The organism is Bartonella sp. HY038 (genome assembly GCF_014117425.1).
Lineage (GTDB): Bacteria > Pseudomonadota > Alphaproteobacteria > Rhizobiales > Rhizobiaceae > HY038.
This window is the reverse complement of the sequence record NZ_CP059725.1, coordinates 754,669-781,352: the sequence shown is the minus strand read 5'-3', so window position 1 is coordinate 781,352 and position 26,684 is coordinate 754,669. Positions and strand designations below refer to the sequence as shown.

Below are 26,684 nucleotides of genomic sequence, written 5' to 3'. Positions count from 1 at the left end.
TTCAAATAATATAAATGGTTTTCTACTAGAATTTACCAAGATAATGCCTATTCAGCATCCAATGTTTCAACGGTGAAATTACTATTGGTATAAACACAAATATCGCTAGCAATTTTCATTGCTTTGCGTGCAATGATTTCAGCATCAATATCGGTATCAGCAAGGGCGCGCGCTGCAGCAAGGGCGTAATTACCACCCGATCCAATAGCCATAATACCATCTTCAGGCTCTAGCACATCACCAAGTCCGGTTAAAGCAAGGGTTACATTCTTATCGGCAACCAACATCATAGCCTCAAGACGGCGCAAATAGCGGTCGGTACGCCAATCCTTGGCAAGTTCGACACTCGCACGCATTAATTGACCTGGATATTGTTCAAGCTTTGCTTCAAGGCGTTCAAGCAAAGTAAAAGCATCAGCGGTTGCACCAGCAAAACCGGCAATAACATGGCCACCTGAACCAATACGGCGTACCTTGCGGGCATTTCCCTTCATAATGGTTTGCCCAAGCGATACCTGACCATCACCAGCAATAACCACCTTGCCACCTTTTCTTACTGTAACAATGGTTGTGCCGTAAATTGTATCTGGTTTGTGATCTATCATATAATGAACTCCTAATCTGCCGCCGTCATCCTTCTTTAGCAATTAACGACGCAATTATAAGTCTATTTAGGAAGCCTTTTTATAAAACACAACCACTTCTAGGCCGATTGTTCCATCTTTTGGTATATTTTAAGTGAAAATGGTATAGAGCCTAAATGGATTAAACCACAAAATGTGGTCTAATTGCGCTGTTTGGTATTATTAATAAGCCACTTTTCAAGATTGGCAAATGTAAATGCTTTTGCATCATATTGCTTAATAATAAAATCAAATATGTCATCAGCATTCGCGGTCATTTCAATGTTATTAATAGCTAAAAATGTATAGGTAACGGCAAAAGCCGTACGCTTATTACCATCAATAAAAGGGTGGTTTTGCCCTAAGCTTTCCCAAAGGGCAGCCGCTTCTTGTAAAAGGCTAGAATAATAACCCTGTTGCGGCCGATAAAGAGCCGCTTCAAACAAGCCATAATCACGAATACCATCTCCGCCGCCATAACGTGCGATTTGGTCTTTATGAATGGCTTCCGCTTCAATTGGCCGTAAATATAAAGTCATTGGGCAAGCCTTTCATAAAGGCTGGCATATTTTTTATGACTTTCTTGATAAGCACGCATGATGCTTTCTCTTGAACCTTCGGCTTCAATATTAAGAGCAATAAACGCACTTAGCGCATCATAAATAAGCTCATCAACTGAACAATTCTTGATTGCGGCGATTTTCTCAATCTTTTGCAAAAGCTCAACATCAATACTTATATTGTTAACGGGGCTATTTTTCATAACAAACTTTCAAAGTATAATCAGCGACAATAAAATATATAGTATCTCTTTTATTATAATAATATCTTATAAATCAACCAGCAACAAGGTCACTATTTTATCTATTGCGCAGGTAAATAAAAATAGTAACCCTATAACAAATATGAATATTTTGACAAATAGTTTAAATCATTATTTTAAAAACGTATTTTCCAAGTAACTTGCCCCATTTGATCGGAAACATTGGAGCCTAATTTGTAAAATCACTAAAGTTTTTACTATTTCTGACAATATTCAAAATAACTGCATTGGATTGATAATTTAGCTGCAACTCAAGAAAAGCAAAAATGCCAAGCGCCTTATGAGCCCTTGGCATTTCATTGATGATTTAGACTAGAGATTGAAGATAGCTAGTCGAACAATATTAAAACTGGTATTTCACTTTTAACGAGCCAGCACCACCTTCACGCTTACCAAAGAAACCTTGGCCACCAATATTAACTGACAAATTTGGTGTTGTGGTAATCGGACGAACCATAAATCCGGCTTCAACAATACCTGAATCACCCTTCAATGATGGCTCCCCAAGAGCAAGACCATAGGCATTAGCAGAAATTGTTCCTTTAAATTCATGCTCATAGGCCAAACCTACATAGGGTATAAATTGCTGGCTATAGCTATAGTTATAACGTCCACCAAGCTGTACGCGCGAACTATTGCTGCGATCAAAATGCAATGTATCTTTACCAATCACCACATTATCGCCATTTACTCTCGTCCATAAATAACGACCGTAAATATCAAGCGCTTGCTTTTCGTCAAAGTTGAAAACATAACCAAGTGTGCCATGTGCACCAATATAGCTAGCTTTACTATTATAATGACCGCGATAGCCGTCACCGTCATAAAGATCGTTAGTATCAAACGCTAACTTGGTTTTACCACCACGCAATGATGCGTCAAGGTAAAGCCCATCCGTTTGGGTGCTAGCAAGATTTTCAACACGTCCTAAACCCGTTCCAGCAAATTCAATGCGTCCTAAAATACCGCCGCCATTGTAATCTGTATCACCATCGCCACGAACAGATGCCAACCTGTCAAAGCTATTATAAGTTTTATAATTGCCATGACCGTATTCATAGAAAGCCCCGAACATAATTTTATGTCCAGCCTCAACTTGAGCAGCACCAGCAAGGCCAACTGCCATATTGAAACCATCAATATCGACATGGCTACCTGTGTTAAATCGTTGTGATGAACCACTTAAAATCATGAAAGGAGCAACAGTGAAGCGCTGAGCGCTGCCACTTTCAGCGTTAATTGCAGTCAGAGCGGCTTGTATACCACTGCCCGCAATTAAGTCACCGCCTTGATTGACAAAGGCAAGGGCACCCGCACGTCCTTCAGAATAAGCCTTTGTACGCGGATTGATGCGCCCTGCGGGTGTAACACTTGGGCGACTAGCTTCATTAATAATAGTGCTTACATTGTTATCTTGAGTTTCACCATTACCAGTATTAGTACTCGTTTCATTGCTAGTATTGCTGCCAGTTTCACCATTATCAGCATTGCCTTCAGTTGGCGTATCATCCTTCTGATTGGCTACACTCAACACAAATTTATTGTCAGCATTGACAGCCATACTTACTTCATAAATAATAAATTGCCCTTGCTGAGCTTCGGTTGGCGTAGTTAAAGGTGCACCGGTCGCCTTATCAATCATGACAATTTGATCACCAGCATTCAACCTATTACCGTCATTTTCAATGGCAACAGTATGGTTGGTATTATTTAGGTCAACAGCATCGCCTGTTACATGAACCAATACATCATTATTCACAACATCTTTAGGCAGCACCCAATTATAATTTTGCACGTTATAGATACTTGCAACGCTACCACGATAACCGTTGAGATTTAATGTATTGCCAGTAAATTGATCGCCGGATTGATCAACACTAAAGCCACCATAAACAAAACCAGCAATATTAACATTGGTACCGTTTAAAGTAACCGTATTGTTAATTGCATCACCATTGGCTGACCAACCACCATAAACATTTTGAGATATTTTAGCGTCTGTAACGGAAACGCTATTTCCGGTTGCATTGCCGCTAGCAGTATATCCACCGATAGCCATTTCGGTGACAATTGTATTATTGGTCAATGTAACACTATTTTGTTCTGCATTGCCAGCGCCTACACCAACATAACCGCCAACAGCACTTTTCGATAATATTGAATTCGACACAGTTACATTATTGAGCTGTACTAAACCAGCATCAGCCCAACCGCCAACTGCATCTCTTGCAATGCTGCTTCCAGTAATTGTCAATTTATTTGCAATAACATCCCCACTACCGATTATGGTATTATTACTGCCAGTAATTTCGCCTGCAGAAACTCTTCCCGATATAGTACTATTAGTAATCACCACACTATTATTATTCGCATAGCTATTATTAAGTGTGCCATCATCAACACGGCCGCCAAACACCGATTGCGCGATATTACTGTCAGATATATTCACTGTATTTTTTGAAACTTTACCAAATTGACTAAAACCACCCGCAATTGTTTCTGCAGCAATTGTACCATTAGAAATAATGACGCTATTTCCTTCTGCACTGCTAGAGGCTTCAAAAGTACGCCCGCCAATAACTAAATTACTTACGACAGCATTTGACAAGGTCACACTATTTTCAGCGGCTAAACTAAGCCCCACGCCGCCGTTAATTTGCCCCTCAACCGCTGCATTTACAATGCTAACGGCATTATTATTAGCTTCGCCCCTCTCACTTGAACCGCCATAGATACTACCCTTTGACAGACCACCTGTCATAGAGACACTATTTAAGCGTGCAGTTCCAGCAAAAGCCGCGCCTCCATGAATTTCACCAAAGACTGTGCCGTTACTCATGTCCACAAGGTTATTTGCGGCATTGCCTCCTCCTGTTTCACTAATTGCGCCATATACCGAACCAGTAATCTGAGCCCCCCCAGCAATTGTCACCTTATTATCATTAACATTGCCAAGCCTAGAAGAATAACCACCAACCACGTGATTTTCTATTGTACCGCTTAAAATGGAAACACTATTTTTGTTTGCATCACCTTCGACAGACCAACCACCGAAAATTTCACCTACAGAAGTACTATCAGCAAACACCACACTATTTGATGAAACTGTTCCATTGCTGTTTGAAAAGCCGCCGTAAACATGATTAATCGTTGATCCATTTTCAACGATAACCTTATTGTTACTGATGGCACTTGTACCATCTCCATAACCGCCATAAACTCGCGCTTCAGTTTTTGCCTTGTTTATATTAACAGTGTTACTATCTACAAGACCAGAACCATAACTCGCCCCACCATGAACCTTATCTGAAGATGTGCTATTTGTAAGCGTAACAATATTGGACGAAACAGCTCCGCTGCCATTGGAAAAACCACCAAAAACTTGATTAACAGTTGACTCATTTTCAACATTCACGCGATTATTGCTGACTGCACCAACATCATCACCATAGCCGCCATAAATTTCATCGCTAACGCTCGCTTTATTAACGCTAACGGAATTACCTGATACAAGTCCTGAACCATAAGTTGCACCACCGTAAACAGCTTCAGCTGTTGCACCTGTTGCAATCATGACATTATTATTTGTTACGATACCCGTCGTGCTATTTGCACCACCAAACACACGGCCTGTCTTAGCACCATCATTAATTACAACGCTATTACCTGAAACATTAACTTCACCTTCACCCATGCCTTCAGCACCAACAACAAACCAAGCTTCAGTGCTTGCACCTGAAACTGATACCTTATTGCCTGAAACATATGCTATGCCATCGCTAGCTGCAAAGGCACCATAAACAGAACCATTAACTTGGCCACCTGTCATGCTGACACTATTATTAGAAGAGTTAATAGTAGCGTCACTCCAGCCACCATAAATTGAGCCCAACACCCAACCGCCGCTAAAATCAACACTATTTCCAGTAACAACATCCTTACCACGGCCAGCACGAACATCGCTAGAAATCAGTCCGCCCGACACAAAAACTTTATTATCGGTAATTGCAACGCCAATTGCATCAGTATAGCCACCATACACACTATGAGGGGCATTATAATAAGCTGAATCAGGCAAGGGATTTAAAGGATCATGATCAATTACAAGACCAGTTGTATTGGTTACGTTAATAATATTTCCTGTATTTCCTGGTGCATTTAAGGTTCCAGGATACAAACTATACCAAGTTGTATTGGGATCATTATCCTGAATAAACTCTTCTTGCAAAAGAGATTGGTCTGCAGGCGTTCCGTCATAATCAATTGAACCGGCAAAACTTGCAGCCATTGGCATTAGTGCAATAGCAGCAGTAGAAAGAGCCAATACCGAAACCGCAGATTTCAAAATTTTCTTTTGCATTATAGTCCCTCGCCAATAATACTTTAAAAAACAAGTTTTTATAAAATATATCAGTTAAAATTCGCGAATAATATTTCCCAAATTATTCACCCCTAAAGTTTAGCAAACATATAGTGGTCGAGAAAACCAAGCAACAAGTAAACATAATATAAAAAAATTTAATTATAACATGTGTATTTTTGCAACAGATTAAATAAAATTAAAATCCCCATAAAACAATCGTAATTCAGTATTTTTTGCAATTATTGAAAAATAAAAGAAATTTCTACTCAATTGATATCAAATCTATTATATATTTTTCCTTCGCTTCTTCCAAAAGAAAAAAAATATTGGACGCGACGCTTGGCATAAGGGTTTAAATAAAGCCCCATCAACAATGGAAGCTATTAAGAAACTAAAGAGCAAACATGTATGACAGCCAAAATACAAAAAATGAATTTTAAGCAGTATAGTTAGCGACTATGATAAAACTCAATATTTAAGTATATTTAATTGGCTTCCATGATTTATAAAAAATATAAAAATATAACAGAATGATGGCGCTTTTTGATCCCCAAAACTACGACATCATACAACTCAAAAATAAGATAGAGTGCCTTTCTTAAAAGCTGCAAACAGATCGAAACACTAAAAATAAAAAAAACGGCAGCTGCTATACGCAGCTGCCGTTTGCATCTCAATTGCATGCAATCAATTAATAACCAAATAACCTAGTATTAAATGATAATATTAGCATAACAAACTTATAAAATTATTCGGCTACATCTGCACTACCAGCATTAAGCTGAATGTACTTAGCTTCACCCATTTTATTCAAAAGTTCGAGCTGAGTTTCAAGAAAGTCAATATGACCCTCTTCATCAGCAAGAAGCTCATCAAAAAGCTGCTTTGATACATGGTCGGAAAGTTCTGCGCAAATTTCACGTGACTTACGGTAGGATTCACGAGCTTCATATTCGCCAGCTAGATCACATTCCAATACTTCTTTAACTGTTTGACCAATACGCAATGGCGCAAGGGTCTGCATGTTTGGATGACCTTCAAGGAAAATAATGCGCTTAACCAGCTTATCAGCATGGTTCATTTCTTCAATGGATTCTTCGCGCTCTTTTTTGGCAAGCTTGGTTAAGCCCCAATCTTCAGTCAAGCGATAATGCATCCAATATTGGTTTACTGCGCCCAATTCTAAAAAGAGTGCTTCATTAAGCCGCTCTATAACTCTTGCGTCGCCTTTCATGGTATTCCATACTCCCGAACTTGGTTCTCAGCGCGCGAACTCTGTCAAGAAAATCAATGACTTTCTCTTCATCGCGAACATGAGCGAGGTGGTAAGCCTCTGTTACTTTGATAATTGTCTCTACTATGTTCGGGAAACAACCGCAACAGCGTCCAAGCTTTTTTGCAGCATTAAATACACGACCGGGCACCACAAGGGTCCAACAATCGTCTTCAAGAAATTGCCAAATAATGCCTTCAATTTCTTTATCGCTAAGGACATTACATTGGCAAACAATCATGTTAGTCAACTCTCTTACCAGGATTTTGACCAGCCATTAAAAGACAACCAGAAGGTGACGCCAAACTGATTTCAATAATGGAAACAATGAGTTTGACCCATTGAATTTTGTCAATATATTAAACATGACATTAAAACACAAGTTTAAGCGTCAATTTTTAAGTTATAGCGATGGATTTTTTTTATCTAGTTTAGAGGGAGTCTAAACTGTAAAGAGAAATGACGCATTTTGAAGTTTATTTCCAAAAATAATTAAGATATGTATATACTTAATAATTAGGCTTAGCTGTGGATAACGTTCCAATCTTACTTAAACTAGGAGAGCAAGGAAGGGTTAACAGAATTACAAATATGCTATATTAATGGAAAACACGTATTTAGGGAAAGAATCATCATGCAAGACGCTCATCAATTAAAAATTGCCGCTGCAGCAAAAGCACTTGAATATGTATCAGACGGCATGCGTCTTGGTATAGGTACTGGTTCAACAGCAAATGAATTCATCAAACTTCTTGCAACAAGGGTAAATGATGGCTTACGTGTATGCGGTGTGCCTACATCACAGCGCAGTGCGGATTTATGCCGCGAACTTGGCGTTCCTTTGGCAACACTTGAAGAAATGCCTGAACTTGATTTAACCATTGATGGCGCTGACGAAATTGGCCCAAACTTGAGCCTTATTAAAGGTGGTGGCGGCGCCTTACTCCGTGAAAAAATTGTTGCCGCAGCTTCAAAGCAGATGCTTGTAATTGCTGACAGCTCTAAAATTGTGGAAAAGTTGGGTGCATTTCCATTACCTATAGAAGTAAATCAGTTTGGCTTGGCGGCAACAAAACACGCCATCGAAAAAGCAGCCCTTACCCTTGGGCTAAGCGGTGCAGTGAGCTTACGACATGATGGCAACAAACCATATGTAACTGACGGCGGTCACTTTATTCTTGACGCGAGCTTTGGCGTTATCATACAACCTCAGGCTTTAGCCGATAGCTTGGTATCCATTCCAGGCGTAGTTGAACATGGCATGTTTCTTGGTCTTGCAGGCATTGCCATTATCGCGGATAAGCAAGGTGAAATTTTGGTTTTATCCCGTTAAGCACGTCCCGATAATACTTTTCAATATAAAGTTGTGCCATTAGGTAAATATTGCCGTATCCAAATAACAGGTAAAAAATGATAATTTGATCAAATATCTAACCAGTATTAGCGCCTCATCGGGCAAAACTATCTGGAAAGAGAAAAAATTGATATTGAATTAGATTGAAATATCTGATTTTTGTCAAAATGTAAGAATTTTTTATTGTACAAAGCATCAATTTATCAAAAATCTTTTTAAAGTGATCTTGCCTAAATTTTGGCAGATGGACAATATAATAAAATATATCATTTTATCGTTACATTGGTTTTAAAAATGTAGACAGATGATAATTTGGCTTGGTAAAACCTTACCAGAAGAAAATGCTACTCCCCTATTAAGGGGGTTAAATTGGAGAAATTAGTTTATGACTATTGCAAAAAATGTTCGCCGTATTGCGCACAAGATTACCATGCCTTTATCTGTGGCGGCTATCCTAGGTTTTGGCCTATTGCCAAGCTTTGCGCAATCCGTAACGGAAGGCCATTTGCAGGCCGCTAGAAAAGCTATTTCTGCAATTCATGCGACAGATCAATTTGATTCATTTTTACCAGACACAGCCCGCGAGTTAAAAAATGAATTAATGCGCCGTGATCCCAATTTGCAAAAAGACATTTCAGAGATTGTAAATGAGCAAGCGCTAGCTTTGGTTTCTCGCCGTGCCGATCTTGAGCGTGAAGCTGCCTATGCCTATGCGAAATATTTTTCAGAACAAGAATTAAATGATATTGCAGCATTTTATAATTCGGAAGCAGGAAAAAAACTTTTAAGCAAAGGACCTGAAGCCGTTGGCGAAACAATCAAGGCTTTTGATGTATGGCGTCAAGCAATTGCGCAGGACTTAGCTGCCAATGTTGGCAAAGAGTTAAATGCCAAATTTGTTCAAAATAATGTTATTGTTGATCCAAATGCACCAAAAACAGAAAGCGAAGAAGCCAAGCCTGCAACTGAAGAAACAAAGCCTGTAACCGAAGAAACAAAGCCTGCAACCGAAGAAACAAAGCCTGCAACCGAAGAAGCAAAGCCTGCAACTGAAGAAGCAAAACCTGCAACCGAAGAAGCCAAGCCTGCAACCGAAGAAGCCAAGCCTGCAACCGAAGAAGCCAAGCCTGCAACCGAAGAAGCTAAGCCTGCAACTGAAGAAGCTAAGCCTGCAAATTAATAAAATTGACGAGATTTATTTCGTTTTATCATACCGACCTTAGCTATAATGGCTAAGGTCTTTTTGCTTTTAATAGGATCCTTAATTCCACTATGCGTTTCATCCACGTGGCTCAATATTTAGTAAGACAGATTTATTAAGCGCGCAGCACTAAAAGCCGCATTCATCACTTCCTATATAATTTTATTAAACATGACGAAAACAAGCCTAAAACAATTGCCTATTATTGTTTTATGCAATAGTCATTATTTTAATAGAAATTGCCGATTGCGCATAGATTTTGGAGTTAATTGTGTCTTCTTTTGATTTTGACTTATTTGTCATTGGTGGTGGTTCTGGCGGTGTGCGCGCCGCGCGTCTTGCAGGCGCCTTGGGTAAAAAAGTTGGTCTTGCGGAAGAATATCGCATGGGGGGAACCTGCGTTATTCGTGGCTGTGTTCCTAAAAAGCTTTATGTCTATGCCTCTCATTATCGCGAAACCATTCATGATGCAAAGGGCTTTGGCTGGACAATTAATGAGCCCAAATTTGATTGGCGCTATCTTGTTGACCAAAAAAACACCGAGATCACCCGCCTTGAAGGTCTTTATCGTATGGGCCTTGAAAATAGTAAGGTTACTATTTTTGAAAGCCGCGTTGAGTTTCTTGATGAGCATACCCTTATACTTAAAAATACAGGTGAAAAAATAACCGCCGAAAAAATACTCGTTGCCACGGGTGGCCGCCCACAGGGGGCCGAGCAAATCAACGGTGGCGAATATTGCATATCTTCCAATGAAGTCTTTGACCTACCACAATTACCAAAATCTGTTGTCATTGCAGGTGGCGGTTATATAGCCGTTGAATTTGCCAATATTTTTCATGGCCTTGGTGTTGATACAACATTGGTTTATCGTGGTGACTTAATCCTACGCCGCTTTGACCATGATTTGCGCCAATTATTGCATGATGCAATGAGCCAAAAAGGCATTAAAATTATTTATAATGCATCCATCAAGCAGGTTGCTAAAACCGGCGAAGATTATAGCGTTATCTTATCCAATGGTGAATTGCTTGAAGCAGGGCAAGTTATGCTAGCACTTGGACGCGTTCCCCATACATCGGGGCTTGGCCTTGAAAAGGCAGGCGTTAAAACCGACAAGCATGGCGCGATTATTGTGGATCAATATCTTACCACTAGCAATCCCCATATTTGGGCTGTTGGCGATGTTACCGACCGTGTGCAATTAACCCCCGTTGCTATTCATGAAGCAATGTGTTTCTTGCAAACTGCTTTTAACAGTAATCCAACGGCGCCCGATCACGATCTTATTGCAACCGCAGTATTCTCACAGCCAGAAATTGGCACTGTAGGCCTATCAGAAGAAGAAGCAGCCCTTCAATATGCCAATGTCGAGGTTTACCGCGCATTATTTCGCCCAATGCGCAATACAATTTCGGGAAATAGCGAGCGCATGTTAACTAAACTTATTGTTGATGGCGATAGCCGTATTGTGATTGGCGCCCATATTATGGGACCTGATGCTGGCGAGCTTGCTCAAGTTCTTGGCATTTGCCTCAAAGGCAAACTAACCAAGGATATTTTTGATGCAACTATGGCAGTACACCCAACCGCAGCTGAAGAATTGGTAACCATGTATAAGCCAAGCTATATTTATAAAAGCGGCGTGCGTATTGATAGTTAATCTTTAATCTAAATAAATCTAACAAAACAAATGGCAGCATTTGCTGCCATTATTATATTGGGGACTAGAAGTTTCTATTTATATGTCTTATAAGTTTCACTATCTTCTGGGGAGAGACCTCACGCAGATTTTGAATTAAGGTAAGTGAGTTAAGAGCCATGACAAAAAACTGGACACCGCACAGCTGGAGATCAATGCCGATTAAACAGGTTCCAGCCTATCCTGATGCCGCCGCTTTGGCCGATGTAGAAAGCCGTTTAAGCCGTTTCCCACCGCTTGTTTTTGCCGGGGAAGCAAGAGACCTTAAAAGCGAGCTTGCTGATGTTGCTGAAGGTAAGGCGTTTTTGCTGCAGGGCGGAGATTGCGCGGAAAGCTTTGCTGAGCATGAGGCTGATACGATCCGCGATTTTTTCCGTGTGTTTTTGCAAATGGCGGTTGTGCTAACTTTTGGTTCTTCAAAGCCAGTGGTTAAAATTGGGCGTATTGCCGGCCAATTTGCCAAGCCACGTTCCAGTGATTTTGAAACAATTAATGGTATTGAACTACCATCCTATCGCGGTGACATTATCAATGGCATCGAGTTTGACGAAAAGTCGCGAATTCCAGATCCGCAACGCATGGCCATGGTCTATCGTCAATCGGCTGCAACTCTCAATCTTTTACGTGCTTTTGCTCAGGGCGGTTATGCCAATCTTGAAAATGTCCATAAATGGATGCTTGGCTTTGTGTCCAATAGTCCACAAGGTGAACGTTATGAGGCACTAGCCCAGCGCATATCCGAAACAATGGATTTCATGCGCGCCATTGGCATTACTGCCAAAACCAACCACATGCTGCGTGAAACAGAATTCTTCACTAGCCATGAGGCTTTGCTGCTTGGTTATGAAGAAGCCATGACAAGGGTGGATTCCACCAGTGGTGATTGGTATGCAACTTCTGGCCATATGCTTTGGATTGGCGACCGCACGCGTCAGGCCGACCATGCTCACCTTGAATATTGCCGTGGCATTAAAAACCCAATCGGCTTAAAATGTGGTCCATCCTTAGAACCAGATGATCTTTTACGCCTTATTGATATTTTAAATCCAGAAAATGAAGCAGGTCGTTTAACCCTTATTGCACGTTTTGGTCATGATAAAGTTGAAGATCATTTGCCGCAACTTATTCGTGCTGTTGAGCGTGAAGGTCGTAAGGTTGTTTGGTCATGCGATCCTATGCATGGTAACACCATTACGGCTGCTGGCTATAAGACCCGCCCATTTGATCGTATATTGAAAGAGGTTGAAATTTTCTTCAATGTGCATCGTGCGGAAGGCACCCATCCAGGTGGCATCCATATTGAAATGACCGGCAAAAACGTCACTGAATGTATTGGTGGTGCGCAAGCTATTTCCGGTGATGATTTATCAAGCCGCTATCACACCCATTGTGATCCTCGTCTTAATGCCGACCAGGCTCTTGAACTAGCGTTTTTGGTGGCGGAGCTATTAAAGCGTGACCGCGATGCTGAAAGCGCGGGCAAGGCTGCGGCTAGTTAAAAAATTAGGGCCATTTGGTTTACCAAGTGGCCCTTTTGCTATCAATTTAATAAAACATTAAAGCATATCTGAATAATTAGAGCGCATTTCGATCTGATTGGATCAGATCGGCGCTCCAATCCATTGTTTACACCGCGTTTTTTGTCCAAAAACCGCTTCACACTTTTTGGAAAACGCTCTAATTCTTCTGCCACATATGTAAAAAAATAAAGATTTATAGGTAACTTGATGACCAAAACTGAGATCAATGAAAATCATAATCGAATTTTGCGCATTGCCATTGCACAATTAAATCCCGTTATGGGCGACGTTGAAAAAAACTTGCAACTAGCCCGCAATGCGCGACTGCAAGCAAAAGCACAAAATGCGGATCTCATTGTTTTTTCAGAGCTTTTTATTAGTGGTTACCCACCAGAAGATCTTGTGCTAAAACCGGCTTTCACCAAGGCTTGCGAAAAAGCCGTGATGGAATTAGCCAAAGACACATTAGATGGTGGACCAGGCGTTATCATTGGCACCCCGCTGCATAGAGATGATGCAATCTATAATAGTGTCATGGTTCTCGACCATGGTACCTGCATCGGCGAGCGCTATAAGGTTGATTTACCCAATTATGGCGAATTTGATGAAAAGCGCGTCTTTAGCTGTGGACCAATGCCAGAGCCAATTGAATATCGCGGTATAAGTCTTGGACTGCCAATTTGCGAAGACATCTGGAATGACGAAGAATTTTGCAAATATCTAGCCGACCAAGGGGCGCGAATGATGATTGTCATCAACGGCTCCCCCTATACACGCAACAAGCCTGCACGCAGACCACTTGTTGCTGCGGTTCAAGCGCAAAATTGTCAGTTACCTTTAATTTATGTCAACCAATTTGGCGGTCAAGATGAGTTGGTTTTTGATGGTGGATCCTTTGGTGTTGATGGCGGCGGCAATCTTGCCTTTCAAATGAAACATTTCCAATCGGATCTTAGCATAACCGAATGGGAAGAAAACCAATTTGGCTGGAATTTCTTAAACGGCCCAAATGAAGAATTGTTGGAAGGCCTTGCTGCAGACTATTGCGCTTGCATGGTTGGTTTTGGCGATTACGTTAATAAAAATGGCTTTAAAGATGTCGTTTTGGGTCTATCTGGCGGCATTGATTCTGCTATTTGCGCCGCAATTGCTGTTGATGCGCTCGGCGCTGAACGCGTTAGGGCAATTATGTTGCCTTATAAATATACATCGCAAGAATCTTTTTCTGATGCAGAAGAATGTGCCAAATTATTGACCTGCAAATATGAAACTGTGCCGATCTTTGCCCCTGTTGAGGGCTTTTTATCTGCTCTTGATGGAGTTTTTGCAGGTACGGATAGCGGCATCACCGAAGAAAATTTACAAAGCCGTACACGCGGCACAATTCTTATGGCTATTTCCAATAAATTTGGTTCAATGGTGGTAACCACAGGCAATAAATCGGAAATGTCGGTTGGCTATGCAACGCTTTACGGCGATATGAATGGCGGCTTTAATCCAATTAAAGATCTTTATAAAATGCAAGTCTATGCTATGTCCGACTGGCGTAATCATCATCGCCCAGAAAGTGCCCTAGGTCCTAAAGGCATGGTTATTCCGCAAAACATTATTGAAAAAGCACCCTCCGCAGAGTTGCGGGAAAACCAAACAGATCAAGATAGCTTGCCTCCTTATCCCGTGCTTGACGATATTCTTGAATGTTTGATTGAGCAAGAAATGGGTGTTGAACAGATTGTAGAGCGTGGCTTTGATCGTGAAACCGTAAAGCGCATTGAAAATCTTCTTTACATTGCTGAATATAAAAGGCGCCAATCGGCACCGGGTGTAAAAATTACGCCTAAGAATTTTGGTCGTGATAGACGCTATCCGATTACCAATCGCTTCCGCGATAAGTAAATGGTGATTAATATTCAATAAAATTGTGATAATTATCGCGACAATCATCAATTGGCAGTATAAAAGAAATGATAAAAGCATTTTACCTCTTAAAGGCATAAACTGCTTTAGAACTTACAACAAGAATAAAGATAAGTGAGAACCATGGTACGCGTTCGTTTTGCGCCCTCACCAACGGGCTATATTCATATTGGTAATGCACGTATTGCACTTTTTAATTGGTTATATTCGCTAACCAATAAAGGGCAATATATCTTACGTTTCGACGATACAGATATTGAACGGTCCAAACAAGAATATATTAATGGCATCGGACAAGACCTTGATTGGCTTGGTATTACGCCCGATGAAATTTGGTACCAGTCAAAACGCTTTGATGTTTATGATGCGGCAGTTGAAAAACTAAAAGCTGCAGGTTTGCTTTATGCTTGTTATGAAACAGCAGAAGAATTAGACCGCCGCCGTAAAATTTTATTATCGCGTAAATTGCCACCAATTTATGAACGCGATGCACTAAAATTAACTGACGCCGAAAAGCAAGCTTTTGAGCAAGAGGGACGCAAACCCCATTGGCGCTTTTTGCTTCCTAATTTTGCGTCCTCACCGTTTGAACGCCAGCGCAGTGAAGTACGTTGGAATGACATCGTACGCGGCCCACAAGTTATCGACTTATCATCAATGTCGGATCCCGTTCTCGTGCGTGAAGATGGCACTTATCTTTATACCTTACCATCGGTTGTCGATGATATTGAAATGAAGATCAGCCACATTATTCGTGGTGACGATCACGTTACAAATACTGGTGTTCAAATTGCCATTTTTGAAGCCTTGGGTGGTGATGTGCCAAATTTTGGTCATATCAATCTCTTAACGACAGCTTCAGGCGAAGGCCTATCCAAGCGTAAAGGTGATTTGTCATTACGCAGCCTTCGCGAAGATGGTTTAGAACCAATGGCTATCAGCTCACTTGCGACCCTTACCGGCACGGCTGAAAATGTCATTTCCTGTTTTGATATGAATGAGCTTGCTAGCCATTTCAACCTTCAATCAGTTTCAAAATCATCAGCTAAATTTGATCCTGCTGATCTTAATGCATTGAATATGCAAATCGTCCATAAATATAGCTATATTGATGTTAAAGATCGTTTAGAAAAACTTGGTATTGATGGCGATAAGGCTGAAGATTTTTGGAATGTAGTCCATGAAAATTTGACCAAAGTTTGCGATGCAACACATTGGTGGGATATTGCCAATAATAGCGACCTCACCTTTGCTGAGCCAGAAGAAAAAGAATTCCTATGCGAAGCTGCTAAACTGTTGCCAGAAAGCCCATGGGATAAAACCACATGGAAAAATTGGACTGCAGCGATTAAAGATAAAACAGGCCGCAAGGGCAAAGATCTCTTTCATCCTTTGCGCGTTGCTTTGACTGGTGAACAATCAGGGCCAGAGCTTGCAAGCTTCTTGCTTCTACTTGATCGTGATCTCGTATTAAAGCGTCTAACGGCTTAAAAAAGATTGCTTTAGCCTTATTGGTGAGTTTTTTGCACCTTAAAAATTTAAAAGCAGCTTTTTAAAAAGCTGCTTTTAAAAACAAAAATTTTAATGAAATAAAGCTGGCCAATAGTCTGAATCTTTTGTAGGACGCGGCCCAAATATAGCTTGTCCAACGCGAACAATATCAGCGCCCTCTTCAATCGCCATTTCAAAATCCCCAGACATTCCCATCGAGAGTTTTTCAATTTCTGGATATTTGTTGCGGGCAGCATCGCGCAATTGCTTTAAAAGTTTAAAGCAAGGACGTATTAGCACAGGATCATCGGATAAAATAGCTAAAGTCATCAATCCTTTAGGCTTCAAACGTGGATATTTTTTCAAGCCCTCTAAAAATGGCAGCAAGTCATCAGGATGAAGTCCATATTTACTTTCTTCGCCGGATGTATTGACCTGCACAAAGACATCAAGATCGCGTCCCATATTATCGAGGCGGCGGTTTAATTCTTCTGCGAGTGTAAGGCTATCAAGAGCATGAAACTCAGAGGCAAACCGCACAAGATATTTAACCTTATTGCTTTGCAAATGGCCAATCATACTCCAACGGATATTTAAATCAGCTAGGATTTCAGACTTTTCCTTTGCTTCTTGTATTTTATTCTCACCAAAATTATCAATGCCCAGATCATGAATAAACCGCAAAATATGGGCAGGCACTGTCTTTGTGACCACCAGTAACCGAATATCGCTCGCTAGGCGGCCACTTGCCGCAGCCGCAATTGCAATACGCTTATGGACAGCTTTTAAATTATCGGCAAATAAATTCTTTGGATCATTACCAAAACGCCTTTTATCCTCATCTAAATCAACCATAATTGCATTCTCCATTATCGGATTGCTCGTCATATGTTTGCGCCATTAAAGCCATAATACGCAAATCACATATTAATGATCTTTAAAAGTAAGCGATATAGTCAATTTTTGAAAAATAAAGACAGCTATATGCCTATGAGCGTAAACGCTCAATCCAAAAATATTTATGGCCGGATCAGATCCGGCCATAATGTCTTGTAATTCCATTTTAAAAATAAAATGTGAAATTGCCTAATGGCGATATTGCTGGATACGCGTTGTGCGTAATCCTGCCAAGCCATGCTCGTCAATTGAGGTTTGCCATGACAAAAACTCCTCAACTGTGAGTGTATAACGTTGACATGCTTCATCAAGGCTTAATAATCCGCCGCGAACGGCTGCAACAACTTCTGCCTTGCGTCGTATAACCCAACGCCTTGTATTTTTTGGTGGTAGGTCAGACATCGTCAAAGGACTTCCATCTGGACCAATTACATATTTTATTCTCTGTCTAACAAGATCGGTCATTGTACTCTCTACTCTTCTCAAGGACCCAATCACAGACTCAAAAATACTCTATTAGCTTTAAGATTTAACTAAACTCTGTGTAACGAATAATTAACATTTAAATATAAAAATTCTAGTTTTATCGTTTAAAAACAATACATTAAATTAAATATTATATTTTTCTAAAGTATTTTATTTTTTCAAGCACTTTATTTTTTTTAAAAAGTTTCATATATACGACGCTACAGCTATTAAATTTTTTTATAATTGTGAGTGCAATCTTCCAGTTTTCATTTTACAATGAGCTGTATTTTGCGATATAGCCGCAAAATTCGACATTTCCTTTGTTGGACTTAGTCTATGGCTTTTATACCAGCCTTGATCGGTATATATTTCCATAATGTCTGAAAGGTGACATTGATGTCTTTAAATAGTCTCGATCTACCACGTTCTCCTGCGGAGACCCGGGTAGTAGTTGCCATGTCCGGGGGCGTTGATTCGTCCGTTGTGGCAGGTATATTAAAGCAAGAGGGCTATGATGTTTTAGGAGTAACATTACAGCTTTATGATCATGGTGCCGCCGTACACCGCGTTGGTGCCTGTTGTGCAGGTCAAGATATTGAGGATGCGCGCAGAGTTTGTGAAACTTTGGGCATTCCTCATTATGTTTTGGATTATGAGCAGCGCTTTCGTGAAGCGGTAATCAACCCCTTTGCAGAAAGTTACGCCCATGGAGAAACACCTATTCCATGCGTTGCATGCAACCAAACAGTAAAATTTGCTGATTTGTTAGCAACCGCCCAAGAATTAGGAGCAGATGCACTTGCTACTGGTCATTATATCCGCAGCAAACAAAAGGGTGCTCACCGCGCACTCTATCGGCCCATTGATGCAGAACGTGACCAAAGCTACTTCCTTTTTGCAACCACACAGGAGCAAATTGATTATTTGCGCTTTCCGTTAGGTGGGTTGCCAAAAGCAGATGTGCGAAAACTTGCTGAAGAAATGGGCCTTACGGTTGCGCAAAAGCATGATAGTCAAGACATCTGCTTTGTACCACAGGGTCGATATAGTGATGTTATCAGCAAGTTAAAACCTGATGCAGCAAATCCAGGTGATAATTGTCCATATTGATGGCCGGGTTTTGGGACGTCATGAAGGTATCATGAATTATACTATTGGGCAGCGCCGCGGTATTGGCATTGCAACAGGTGAAGCGCTTTATGTTGTGCATCTTGATGCTGAGGGCGCGCGCGTTATCGTCGGCCAAAGGGAAGCCTTACATACCCACCGCATTTATTTACGCAATGCCAATTGGCTTGGCGATCATGATCTTAATAATTTTCCCGTGGAAGGAATTGAGGTTGCCGCCAAAGTGCGTTCGACCCGCCCTCCACGCCAAGCGATTCTTCGTTATGAGGATGGCGAATTTAATGTGGAATTATTAGAAGGTGAAAGCGGAGTTGCACCAGGTCAAGCTTGTGTTGTTTATGAAAGTGAAGATAATGGTTCACGCGTTTTAGGTGGCGGTTTCATTGCTCGTTCACAGCGCGAAGCCCAAGCTGAACAAATGTTGCAAAAACTTATTTTTGAAAACAACACTGCTGCATAATAATTCTACGAATCATTAAAAAACTTTAAAACCCCGCGCTGGCGGGGTTTTTCGCATTTATATTATTAAAATAGATTGTGTCTGCTAATATACGCCATAATTAAATCAAAAGGCAGCAGGTCAATTTTAATTTTGGTAAGCTTTCAACTTCAAGCCACAATAATTTAAGCAATATATAATAAAAATCCCACATTTTTAAAATGTGGGATTTAACGGCATAAACAATAGTAATATATTTAGCTTTTGTTTGGGCTATTAATAATAGGTGCTTTGGGCTGCGATGGCTCAGGATCAGTGGCTTGCTCTTTTTTACCAACTGCTTCGTTTAACAAAGAAGCAACCGCATCCTTGTCATCAAAGCCTGCAGTCTTCAAAAGCTCATTGAGCACCGGCATTTGCGCATTATAAGAAAGTAACTGGCCAGCCAAGCCCTCCCCCATGCCAACACCACTTGATTTACCATCGCCACCACGCCCTAGCATACCACCGGTATCAAAAATACGAATATCAGAAATTTTTTCAATTGGTTTAACGATTTCAGCCAATGCGCTTGGAATGATTCGGATACGCGCGCGGGTAATTTCATATTCGATAACCTGCGCGCTTAATTTATTGCGCGCTTCGTTGCGAGCAGCTTCAGCTTCAGCTTCAGCGCGGCCAATTTCCAAAATACCACGCGCGCGTTCAGCTGCGGCATCTGCTTCAGCTTTTGCAAGCGTTAATACAGCGGTTGCCTTATCATTAGCCGCATTGCGTTCAGCTTCTGCAGAAACAAGAACTGAAGTTGCCTCTTGTTCTGCCTGACGGCGTGCATCAATAACTGCGATGCGACGATCACGCTCTGCAATTTCAACAGCTCGCGCAGTCGCAACTTTTTCTTCCGCTGAAATTGCATCAGCGCGGGCTTCTTCAGCACGAGCCTTAGCCTCGGATTCTTGACGACTACGATCGGCAACCGCAATCGAGCTATCTTGTGCAATCAATTGCAAATCACGTTGTGCTTCGGTTTCACGCCGTTGCACATTCAATTTTGATTCAATATTAGCAGTTTCACGTGCTTGACGCGCCGTTGCCTCACGCTCTGCCACTGCTTGCTCGCGGCCAATGCGCGCCTCTTCCTCAGCGCGTTGGGCTTCTTGCTCTTGACGAGCGGTCTCAGCGCGAGTAGATGCAGCAATATTCGCAATATCTCGCTCTTGACTAAGCTCGGTTTGGCGTTGGGTGCGTTCAATTTCTAATTGTTGTTGGCGCGCATCAAGATCTTTTTGTGCAATGGCAACCTCAGTATCACGGACAATTTCGTTACGCTCTTTTTTCCGTTGCTCGGTAATACGTGTAAGGGTAGCAAGACCATCAGCGTCAAAAAAGTTATTAGCATTAAAATGCTTGATATCTGTTTGATCAAGACGTGTAAGTGATACGGATTCCAACTCCAACCCATTGGATTGTAAATCGGCACCCACCGCTTCTTGCACGGCTTTAACGAAATCAGCCCGTTGTTCTTGCAATTCATCCAAATTCATGGTGGCGGCAACTGAGCGAAGACCATCGACAAATTTTGCTTCAATCAATAGACGCAATTCTTCAGCATTATTGGTTCTATCACCTAATGTTTGCGCCGCAAGGGCAATAGAAGATGCATCTGGTTTTACACGTACATAAAATTCAGCACCAATATCGACGCGCATACGATCTTTTGTAATAAGAGCATCATTTTCGCCGCGCCGTACTTCAAGGCGCAAAGTTTTTAAATTAACAAAAGCGGTGGAATGGAAAATCGGCAGAACAATAGAACCGCCATCAAGTACAACCTTTTGACCGCCAAGTCCGGTGCGAACATAGGCTTGGTCACGCGATGAACGCTTATAAAGCGATCCCAACACAAAGCCTACACCAATAATGGCAATAAGAATAATTCCAACCGGTAGTAAAATATCCATATTTTCCCTCTTTTAAGTCAAATATTAAGCACCGCCACAGCTGCGCTTATTTTCAATATGCTCATCTGTAATAGGTAAAGTTCTACTTAAATGACTATTCATCTGCAGAAAATGGAATTGCGATAAATATATGATTTTGCATATCTGCTAATAAAACCTCTTCACCAACAGCCATTTTACCCACATTAGGCGCTGCTCGCGCACGCAATTTGTGGTAATTGCCATGCTTGTCTTTAACCCGTACCAAACCCGGCAAGCCTTCATCCAAAGGCCCAACTGTTACTTTAGCGATATGACCAATAAAATCATCAACCTCTACTGCATAGGTCTCATCCTGTGGAACAAAACGTGCAACCAAACGGCTGCTTTCCCGTACCGCAGGAATAGTCAAGAACAAGGCACCAATGACCGCTAATGATTGCGGTATTGGATGATAAAATCCACTAGCAACACCTTGAATACAAAACCCTAATGCCGAAAACCAAGCAAAAATTAAGATAAGTAAAATAATCAGCGGTACGCCACCAATATTAAACCAATTGATAACACCAACTGAAGAAAAATCGAAACTATTATCAACAATATCGCTTAGCGAAGCACCGGTAAATAATGCCATAACTTCAATAGCTACCAAGCAAAGCATAACAACCAATGCGATAAGAAAAAATCGACATTCAGGGGCAAACAATAATGCCATTTTAACCTCAATTGGTAGTTTTAAATCGGGCTAATCTCTCGGCAATAGCATGATCACGGTGCAAACGATCTAATTCATCAAGTTCACTAGATTGGTTCTTTTCGCCCTTCGGTACGCCAGTCACACGAGAAACAGCACTCGCAGCGCGGTCTGCCTGTGCGCTAGCATTATCGCGGGGATTAATGCCATTAATACCATCACCTTTACTAGATGCTGCAAAAGAACGTTTCAATTCTGCTAATCTTTCTTCAGCTTCACGGCGGGTCGCCAAAATTGCTTGGAGAGCTTGCTGCCCTTCTGTCATATCTTCACTGATATTGCTTAATGCTTTATCTAACGCCGTTATTTGAGATTCGAGATCAATTTGCCGAGCAATGGCAGCTTTTGCTAAATCATCGCGATTTTCATTAACAGCAAGTCTAATTTTTTCATCAAGACTAGTGCGTTCTGTTTCCAATGCACCACGACGCGTTTTAATGCGATATTCTTCAGCTTTAGATTGGCCAAGTACAAGGCGGGCTTCTTCTGCTGCATCATCTATTTCCCGAATAGCTTGCTCAACGATTGCTACGGGATTTGTTCCTTCAGCCTTGTCAATTGCAGCATTTGTAATACCTGCAATCAAACGGCCCATACGGGCAAGAACGCCTTCTCTAGCCATGTAAAACTCCCTTTTAAATCCTAAGTTATCATAAAGCTTTTCGTAATAATTTACAAATACATCATTGAATAAAATTAAAATTTCCGCAAGTGCATTTATTGTATTTTATACAAGATATATCGATAATCTTTTATCTATTTATAAAACACTTCGTACATTATATTATCTTATTTTTTTTCATATTTTATTGCAATAAAATGACGATGATTATATAAATTATTCAATAAATAAATAGATCTATTCCAAACTATCATATTTTTTATTATGCTAATAAATGCTATCTGAAAGAGTTCTAATATCTAAAGATTTTTTTAATTTCAAAGCCAACAAAACAAATGTTACCTTTAAAACTGGCTGTAGATTTGAAAATGATGATATTTAAGAAAAAATTATTAAGAAGATAAAAATATTAGCGCATAGACATACAGAGAGATTATATTTGCGCTAAAATAAAAGCAGATTATATCTGCTTGATAAATAACCATCTACGATTATGAAATGGCTCCCCGGGCCGGATTCGAACCAGCGACCAACCGGTTAACAGCCGGTTGCTCTACCACTGAGCTACCGGGGAACAGTGCTCAATCACTTGGTGATGAATGCCTATACAAAAGAAGAACTGATTTGCCAAGAGAAAAAATTAAAAAAATGCAAAATTAGATCAAAAAAGTAAAAAATGGGGATAACTTCACCACCAATTCTCATAAAGACCAAAGCGATTTCAAATACCTAAATTTAATTAAAGGTGAATAGCTCGATTATCAGAAGACATGAATTAAATTTGAAAAACTCTATGAGTACACAGTCATCACAAAAGCTTGCAAGAGTAAGAAATATAGTCATTTATTGGATTTTTAAAAGTGGCTCCCCGGGCCGGATTCGAACCAGCGACCAACCGGTTAACAGCCGGTTGCTCTACCACTGAGCTACCGGGGAACAGTGCTCAATTGAATAAGTGCTGAACGCCCTATAGCAAAAGAAAAAGTGATTTGCCAAGAGGGAAAAACACATTTTCATCAAATTTTTCTAATAATCGTGATATTAACTTGTTTCTTTGCAGAAATTATCTAAATTAGTGGATAAATTCACCAACATTTTATAAATTTTTAAAGTGAAAGAAGAAAATTTTGAAAAATGCTTCCAAAAGACATGAGATTCGTATTTTCAATCAAAAAATACCGATTCCCCAATCACGTCTTATGCGGAAAATATTGGGATATAGTTTAGTGGTTGGAGGCATGTTAGGCTTTTTACCAATTCTTGGATATTGGATGATTCCTGTAGGCTTGTTTGTTCTGTCGCAAGACTCACCTAAAATAAGAAGGTGGCGCCGTGAACAAGAAGTCCGCATTTTGCGATGGTGGCATTCTACTCGCCTTTCAAAAACACCTGAAAAAGGTAAGAATTCACGAAAATGTTCAAAAAAAATCGTAAAGCCGCTTAGAATTACTTGACGGAATGATTTTGATCACTTAATGAGCTGCTACTGACTTAATTCACTTCAATTTAAAAGTGTGATTCAGTTTTGGTATTTGAAGAATATTTTAAATATTCTTTGTGAGGCCTCGTGGCGGAATGGTTACGCAGAGGACTGCAAATCCTTGTATCCCGGTTCGATTCCGGGCGAGGCCTCCATCATAATTTCATCTTAGATCATTTCAACTATCAATAATAAGCCTGCACTTTCTTGCAAGTTGACATTGGGTATTTTAAACCTTATGAGTAAAGCGCTTAAATTACTTATACTAGATGCAAAATGATAGAAGTGATTATGAATAGATCACCCAATCAATGTTACCCTTTTGCCTGTATAATTAACGATAATATCTTTATGCGCCAATAGATTGAATTTCAGCTTTGAGAAAACAATTCCTCGTAAACTTCCGCAATAGCATTAGCTTCTCTGCTTAAAGGAAAGGCTTCACAGACATGCTGCAAGGCAAGCTGCCCAGCTGCCTTTGTATCTTCTATATTGGCGAGCCAAGGTGCAATTGCTTTCGTTAATGCTTCACCATCACCTGCAGCAACGACGCTACCTGTTTGTGGTGTAATTAACTCTGCATAAGCACCTGCATCACTGGCAACCACAGCTGTTTGCGATGCCATTGCCTCCAATGGCGTTAAACCAAAGCCTTCATTGCGCGATGGCGCTACATAAAGGCTGACCCGGCGGTACCAAACACGAACATCGGGCACTTCGCCTAAAATAAAAATACGGTCTTCCAAGCCAGCAGCGGCAATCTTTTTGCGAAGATCTTCTTCAAAATCAGCATGCTCTGCAGTGGTGCGCCCCGTGATAACCGCTGTCCAATCAGGATAATTTGGTAAAAGCGCAACCATAGCATCCACAAAAAGATCTGTTCCTTTTTGGTGGCGCACCCGCCCAAAACAGCCAATTGCATATTTTCCTGGCAATCCACTAACGCTAAAATCATCTTCGGCATCGCGTGGCGGATGAAAACGCTGCAAGTCTACACCATGCATGATCACCTTATGCGGCACTTGCAAATACGAGCCTGAGCGAGCACTGGTAGCAATAACCCGATCCATACGCCGAATAAGAAATTTGGTAAAAGACTTGTGGTCACGTTGGGCAGCAGACGTAAAAATAAGTTTTATTTTCATACGCAAAATATCGCGCATCAATATGCCTGCAATCATTTCAACATTGCGGCGTGCATGCCAAATACGAAACCGACGATCTTTAGGCTTTTTCCAAAGCCCAAAAAGCGAAAAATATGATAATGAGGGAAGGTCTTCTGGCAATCCTGGCCCAAGTGTCGAAATGCGTATACCGCTTTTCCTTTGCAATGGAATAAGCTGGACAATGGTTGATGTTACCCCCGATAAACGTTTTTTAAAATTCGGGGCAATAACTTCTGTTTCACTTAACGATATACGCATTGCTTTATCAAATAAATCTTACATTTATAATTTCATAAGAACGAGCACCACCGGGCGCATTCACTTCAATTGTGTCGCCGATAGATTTACCAATTAGCGCGCGAGCAATGGGCGAGGAAATAGAAATGCGCCCTTTTTTTACATCAGCTTCTTGATCGCCAACAATCTGATAGGAACGCTCTTCTTCGGATTCTTCATCAATAAGCGTTACAGTCGCACCAAAAACAATTTTGTCGCCTGAAAGCTTTGCGATATCAATCACATTAGCACGCGCTATCCAATCTTCAAGCTCGTGAATGCGCCCTTCGTTCAAACTTTGTGCTTCTTTCGCCGCATGATATTCGGCATTTTCAGAAAGGTCGCCATGAGCACGTGCCTCAGCAATTGCCTCAATAATTTTTGGCCTGCCATCTTGTTGGCGCTCACGCAATTCTTCTTTAAGCTGTTGAAAACCAGCCTTGGTCATTGGGACGTTATCCATGTCCTGTCCTTTCTTACACTTGCAAACACAAAGTATGCAAAAAAGAAACGGCCTCCAGAATGCCTCCTAGAGCCCGTCACATTAACAATTTTTACATTATAGCACAGTTAATTTCTTTTTAAAACAATATATATTTTATTGCCTATCTAACCTAATATTATCAAATAGCGTTGTTTTAGCCCTATAGATAATTAGGACGCCGCATATTTATATTTTAAGCCTTTTCTTCTAAGTACAAGTAATGATGACCTGAAACGAAAGTCTTACGTCTAAATCAAATAAAAACACCTTGAACTCAATAGTAAGTTCAAGGTGCTCTCATCAATATAATTAAATCATTAGATCTAAAAAGTTAACTTCTAACTATTTTTCACTAATTTTTTTCAAATACTCGTTATTTTTAAATGCCAAAATTGTCATTTCAACAGAAACGCGCAAAAGAAGCGTATATATTATTGTTCCACCAATAGACAACAATAAAACCCCCAATCCCCCCATAAGATTGCCCTGTAAAATAGCCATCAAAGCACTCAAGAGAGTCACCACAAAGAATATGGCCAAACAAATTAAACCTATAATATAGAATACATGTATAAGTTTTGGTGTAACAAACTTATCTAAACTCAAGAGGTTTTTCACAAAACCCTTTGCTTCTTCTGGATTTACATTGAAGTTATTTTGCATATTTTTTCCCATAACCGAATAAATTAATAATAGGGAAACAACTAATGCAATATAAAATATAAATCAATAAAAAAGTTCCAAATAAGATAATAGAGTT

Annotated in this window: 20 protein-coding genes, 3 tRNA genes and 2 pseudogenes; 9 read left to right on the top strand and 16 right to left on the bottom strand. The window is 40.5% G+C overall.

All coding sequences use genetic code 11. The annotated features are described in order from the left end of the window. Positions 1 to 47: 47 nt before the first annotated feature. The 6 genes from hslV to H3299_RS15630 form a co-directional block, all read right to left on the bottom strand. On the bottom strand, positions 48 to 605 hold the full coding sequence (gene hslV, locus H3299_RS03230; RefSeq protein WP_182418887.1) for an ATP-dependent protease subunit HslV: 558 nt from the start codon (positions 603 to 605) through the stop codon (positions 48 to 50). 179 nt (positions 606 to 784) lie between these two features. Then, positions 785 to 1,162 (bottom strand): type II toxin-antitoxin system death-on-curing family toxin, encoded by a 378-nt coding sequence (locus H3299_RS03225; protein ID WP_182418886.1) that lies wholly within the window; start codon positions 1,160 to 1,162, stop codon positions 785 to 787. Next, the gene (locus tag H3299_RS03220; RefSeq protein WP_182418885.1) at positions 1,159 to 1,386 is read right to left on the bottom strand and encodes a hypothetical protein; all 228 of its coding nucleotides are present in this window, start codon (positions 1,384 to 1,386) and stop codon (positions 1,159 to 1,161) included. The genes H3299_RS03225 and H3299_RS03220 overlap by 4 nt, the downstream gene beginning before the upstream one ends. 403 nt (positions 1,387 to 1,789) lie before the next feature. Further along, positions 1,790 to 5,806, bottom strand: a complete 4,017-nt coding sequence (locus H3299_RS03215) for an autotransporter outer membrane beta-barrel domain-containing protein (RefSeq protein WP_182418884.1) — start codon at positions 5,804 to 5,806, stop codon at positions 1,790 to 1,792. 751 nt (positions 5,807 to 6,557) lie between these two features. Further along, positions 6,558 to 7,043 (bottom strand): bacterioferritin, encoded by a 486-nt coding sequence (gene bfr / locus H3299_RS03210; protein WP_182418883.1) that lies wholly within the window; start codon positions 7,041 to 7,043, stop codon positions 6,558 to 6,560. Next, positions 7,009 to 7,323: a (2Fe-2S)-binding protein gene (locus H3299_RS15630; protein ID WP_246708195.1), complete on the bottom strand. Its 315-nt coding sequence runs from the start codon at positions 7,321 to 7,323 to the stop codon at positions 7,009 to 7,011. The genes bfr and H3299_RS15630 overlap by 35 nt, the downstream gene beginning before the upstream one ends. A gap of 393 nt (positions 7,324 to 7,716) precedes the next feature. On the opposite strand from H3299_RS15630, the gene rpiA reads away from it, so the two are divergent. The 6 genes from rpiA (at position 7,717) to gltX (ending at position 16,267) form a co-directional block, all read left to right on the top strand. After that, positions 7,717 to 8,415, top strand: a complete 699-nt coding sequence (gene rpiA / locus H3299_RS03205; RefSeq protein ID WP_182418882.1) for a ribose-5-phosphate isomerase RpiA — start codon at positions 7,717 to 7,719, stop codon at positions 8,413 to 8,415. A 406-nt stretch (positions 8,416 to 8,821) separates the two neighbouring features. Next, a complete protein-coding gene (locus H3299_RS03200) occupies positions 8,822 to 9,616 on the top strand; it encodes a DUF2059 domain-containing protein (RefSeq protein WP_182418881.1) in 795 nt (264 codons plus the stop codon). 292 nt (positions 9,617 to 9,908) lie between these two features. Continuing rightward, the gene (gor, locus tag H3299_RS03195) at positions 9,909 to 11,300 is read left to right on the top strand and encodes a glutathione-disulfide reductase (protein ID WP_182418880.1); all 1,392 of its coding nucleotides are present in this window, start codon (positions 9,909 to 9,911) and stop codon (positions 11,298 to 11,300) included. Positions 11,301 to 11,458: 158 nt separating this feature from the next. After that, positions 11,459 to 12,838: a class II 3-deoxy-7-phosphoheptulonate synthase gene (locus H3299_RS03190; protein WP_182418879.1), complete on the top strand. Its 1,380-nt coding sequence runs from the start codon at positions 11,459 to 11,461 to the stop codon at positions 12,836 to 12,838. Positions 12,839 to 13,066: 228 nt separating this feature from the next. Next, positions 13,067 to 14,755 carry an NAD+ synthase gene (locus H3299_RS03185; protein ID WP_182418878.1) on the top strand — a complete coding sequence of 563 codons (1,689 nt, stop codon included), beginning with the start codon at positions 13,067 to 13,069 and terminating at the stop codon, positions 14,753 to 14,755. Between the two features lie 144 nt (positions 14,756 to 14,899). Continuing rightward, on the top strand, positions 14,900 to 16,267 hold the full coding sequence (gltX, locus tag H3299_RS03180) for a glutamate--tRNA ligase (RefSeq protein WP_182418877.1): 1,368 nt from the start codon (positions 14,900 to 14,902) through the stop codon (positions 16,265 to 16,267). Positions 16,268 to 16,357: 90 nt separating this feature from the next. On the opposite strand, the gene H3299_RS03175 is transcribed toward gltX, so the two are convergent. Continuing rightward, positions 16,358 to 17,122: a YggS family pyridoxal phosphate-dependent enzyme gene (locus tag H3299_RS03175; protein WP_246708125.1), complete on the bottom strand. Its 765-nt coding sequence runs from the start codon at positions 17,120 to 17,122 to the stop codon at positions 16,358 to 16,360. A 231-nt stretch (positions 17,123 to 17,353) separates the two neighbouring features. After that, on the bottom strand, positions 17,354 to 17,629 hold the full coding sequence (locus H3299_RS03170) for a DUF1153 domain-containing protein (RefSeq protein WP_182418876.1): 276 nt from the start codon (positions 17,627 to 17,629) through the stop codon (positions 17,354 to 17,356). Between the two features lie 399 nt (positions 17,630 to 18,028). Between H3299_RS03170 and mnmA the strand changes: the two are divergent. Continuing rightward, positions 18,029 to 19,220, top strand: a pseudogene (gene mnmA, locus H3299_RS03165) (tRNA 2-thiouridine(34) synthase MnmA). A 236-nt stretch (positions 19,221 to 19,456) separates the two neighbouring features. On the opposite strand, the gene H3299_RS03160 reads toward mnmA, so the two are convergent. From H3299_RS03160 to H3299_RS03140, 5 genes and pseudogenes are all read right to left on the bottom strand, one after another. Continuing rightward, positions 19,457 to 21,160 carry a flotillin family protein gene (locus H3299_RS03160; protein ID WP_182418875.1) on the bottom strand — a complete coding sequence of 568 codons (1,704 nt, stop codon included), beginning with the start codon at positions 21,158 to 21,160 and terminating at the stop codon, positions 19,457 to 19,459. Between the two features lie 94 nt (positions 21,161 to 21,254). Continuing rightward, positions 21,255 to 21,857: an OB-fold-containig protein gene (locus H3299_RS03155; protein ID WP_182418874.1), complete on the bottom strand. Its 603-nt coding sequence runs from the start codon at positions 21,855 to 21,857 to the stop codon at positions 21,255 to 21,257. A 7-nt stretch (positions 21,858 to 21,864) separates the two neighbouring features. Then, a pseudogene (locus H3299_RS03150) lies at positions 21,865 to 22,533 on the bottom strand (PspA/IM30 family protein); the annotation flags it as partial. A gap of 484 nt (positions 22,534 to 23,017) precedes the next feature. After that, a tRNA-Asn gene (locus H3299_RS03145) sits at positions 23,018 to 23,092 on the bottom strand. A 287-nt stretch (positions 23,093 to 23,379) separates the two neighbouring features. After that, positions 23,380 to 23,454 (bottom strand) — tRNA-Asn (locus tag H3299_RS03140). Positions 23,455 to 23,717: 263 nt separating this feature from the next. Here H3299_RS03140 and H3299_RS15625 point away from each other — a divergent pair. Then, positions 23,718 to 23,972 carry a hypothetical protein gene (locus H3299_RS15625; protein ID WP_246708193.1) on the top strand — a complete coding sequence of 85 codons (255 nt, stop codon included), beginning with the start codon at positions 23,718 to 23,720 and terminating at the stop codon, positions 23,970 to 23,972. 107 nt (positions 23,973 to 24,079) lie between these two features. Further along, positions 24,080 to 24,153 (top strand) — tRNA-Cys (locus tag H3299_RS03130). 216 nt (positions 24,154 to 24,369) lie between these two features. Here the strand turns inward: H3299_RS03130 and H3299_RS03125 are convergent. The 3 genes from H3299_RS03125 to H3299_RS03115 form a co-directional block, all read right to left on the bottom strand. Next, positions 24,370 to 25,422 carry a glycosyltransferase family 4 protein gene (locus H3299_RS03125; protein ID WP_182418872.1) on the bottom strand — a complete coding sequence of 351 codons (1,053 nt, stop codon included), beginning with the start codon at positions 25,420 to 25,422 and terminating at the stop codon, positions 24,370 to 24,372. A 7-nt stretch (positions 25,423 to 25,429) separates the two neighbouring features. Then, positions 25,430 to 25,903 (bottom strand): transcription elongation factor GreA, encoded by a 474-nt coding sequence (gene greA, locus H3299_RS03120; protein ID WP_182418871.1) that lies wholly within the window; start codon positions 25,901 to 25,903, stop codon positions 25,430 to 25,432. 363 nt (positions 25,904 to 26,266) lie between these two features. Next, the gene (locus tag H3299_RS03115) at positions 26,267 to 26,587 is read right to left on the bottom strand and encodes a DUF4282 domain-containing protein (protein ID WP_182418870.1); all 321 of its coding nucleotides are present in this window, start codon (positions 26,585 to 26,587) and stop codon (positions 26,267 to 26,269) included. Positions 26,588 to 26,684: the final 97 nt, after the last annotated feature.

Excerpts from the sequence above, each read along its gene's own strand:
- H3299_RS03215 (WP_182418884.1), bottom strand. The coding sequence starts at position 5,806 with ATGCAAAAGAAAATTTTGAAATCTGCGGTTTCGGTATTGGCTCTTTCT.
- H3299_RS03155 (WP_182418874.1), bottom strand. The coding sequence starts at position 21,857 with ATGGCATTATTGTTTGCCCCTGAATGTCGATTTTTTCTTATCGCATTG.
- H3299_RS03185 (WP_182418878.1), top strand. The coding sequence starts at position 13,067 with ATGACCAAAACTGAGATCAATGAAAATCATAATCGAATTTTGCGCATT.
- H3299_RS15625 (WP_246708193.1), top strand. The coding sequence starts at position 23,718 with ATGCGGAAAATATTGGGATATAGTTTAGTGGTTGGAGGCATGTTAGGC.
- gltX (WP_182418877.1), top strand. The coding sequence starts at position 14,900 with ATGGTACGCGTTCGTTTTGCGCCCTCACCAACGGGCTATATTCATATT.
- H3299_RS03125 (WP_182418872.1), bottom strand. The coding sequence starts at position 25,422 with ATGCGTATATCGTTAAGTGAAACAGAAGTTATTGCCCCGAATTTTAAA.
- H3299_RS03175 (WP_246708125.1), bottom strand. The coding sequence starts at position 17,122 with ATGGTTGATTTAGATGAGGATAAAAGGCGTTTTGGTAATGATCCAAAG.
- H3299_RS03190 (WP_182418879.1), top strand. The coding sequence starts at position 11,459 with ATGACAAAAAACTGGACACCGCACAGCTGGAGATCAATGCCGATTAAA.
- H3299_RS15630 (WP_246708195.1), bottom strand. The coding sequence starts at position 7,323 with ATGATTGTTTGCCAATGTAATGTCCTTAGCGATAAAGAAATTGAAGGC.
- H3299_RS03115 (WP_182418870.1), bottom strand. The coding sequence starts at position 26,587 with ATGCAAAATAACTTCAATGTAAATCCAGAAGAAGCAAAGGGTTTTGTG.
- H3299_RS03220 (WP_182418885.1), bottom strand. The coding sequence starts at position 1,386 with ATGAAAAATAGCCCCGTTAACAATATAAGTATTGATGTTGAGCTTTTG.
- H3299_RS03200 (WP_182418881.1), top strand. The coding sequence starts at position 8,822 with ATGACTATTGCAAAAAATGTTCGCCGTATTGCGCACAAGATTACCATG.
- rpiA (WP_182418882.1), top strand. The coding sequence starts at position 7,717 with ATGCAAGACGCTCATCAATTAAAAATTGCCGCTGCAGCAAAAGCACTT.
- H3299_RS03170 (WP_182418876.1), bottom strand. The coding sequence starts at position 17,629 with ATGACCGATCTTGTTAGACAGAGAATAAAATATGTAATTGGTCCAGAT.
- H3299_RS03225 (WP_182418886.1), bottom strand. The coding sequence starts at position 1,162 with ATGACTTTATATTTACGGCCAATTGAAGCGGAAGCCATTCATAAAGAC.
- bfr (WP_182418883.1), bottom strand. The coding sequence starts at position 7,043 with ATGAAAGGCGACGCAAGAGTTATAGAGCGGCTTAATGAAGCACTCTTT.
- greA (WP_182418871.1), bottom strand. The coding sequence starts at position 25,903 with ATGGATAACGTCCCAATGACCAAGGCTGGTTTTCAACAGCTTAAAGAA.
- hslV (WP_182418887.1), bottom strand. The coding sequence starts at position 605 with ATGATAGATCACAAACCAGATACAATTTACGGCACAACCATTGTTACA.
- H3299_RS03160 (WP_182418875.1), bottom strand. The coding sequence starts at position 21,160 with ATGGATATTTTACTACCGGTTGGAATTATTCTTATTGCCATTATTGGT.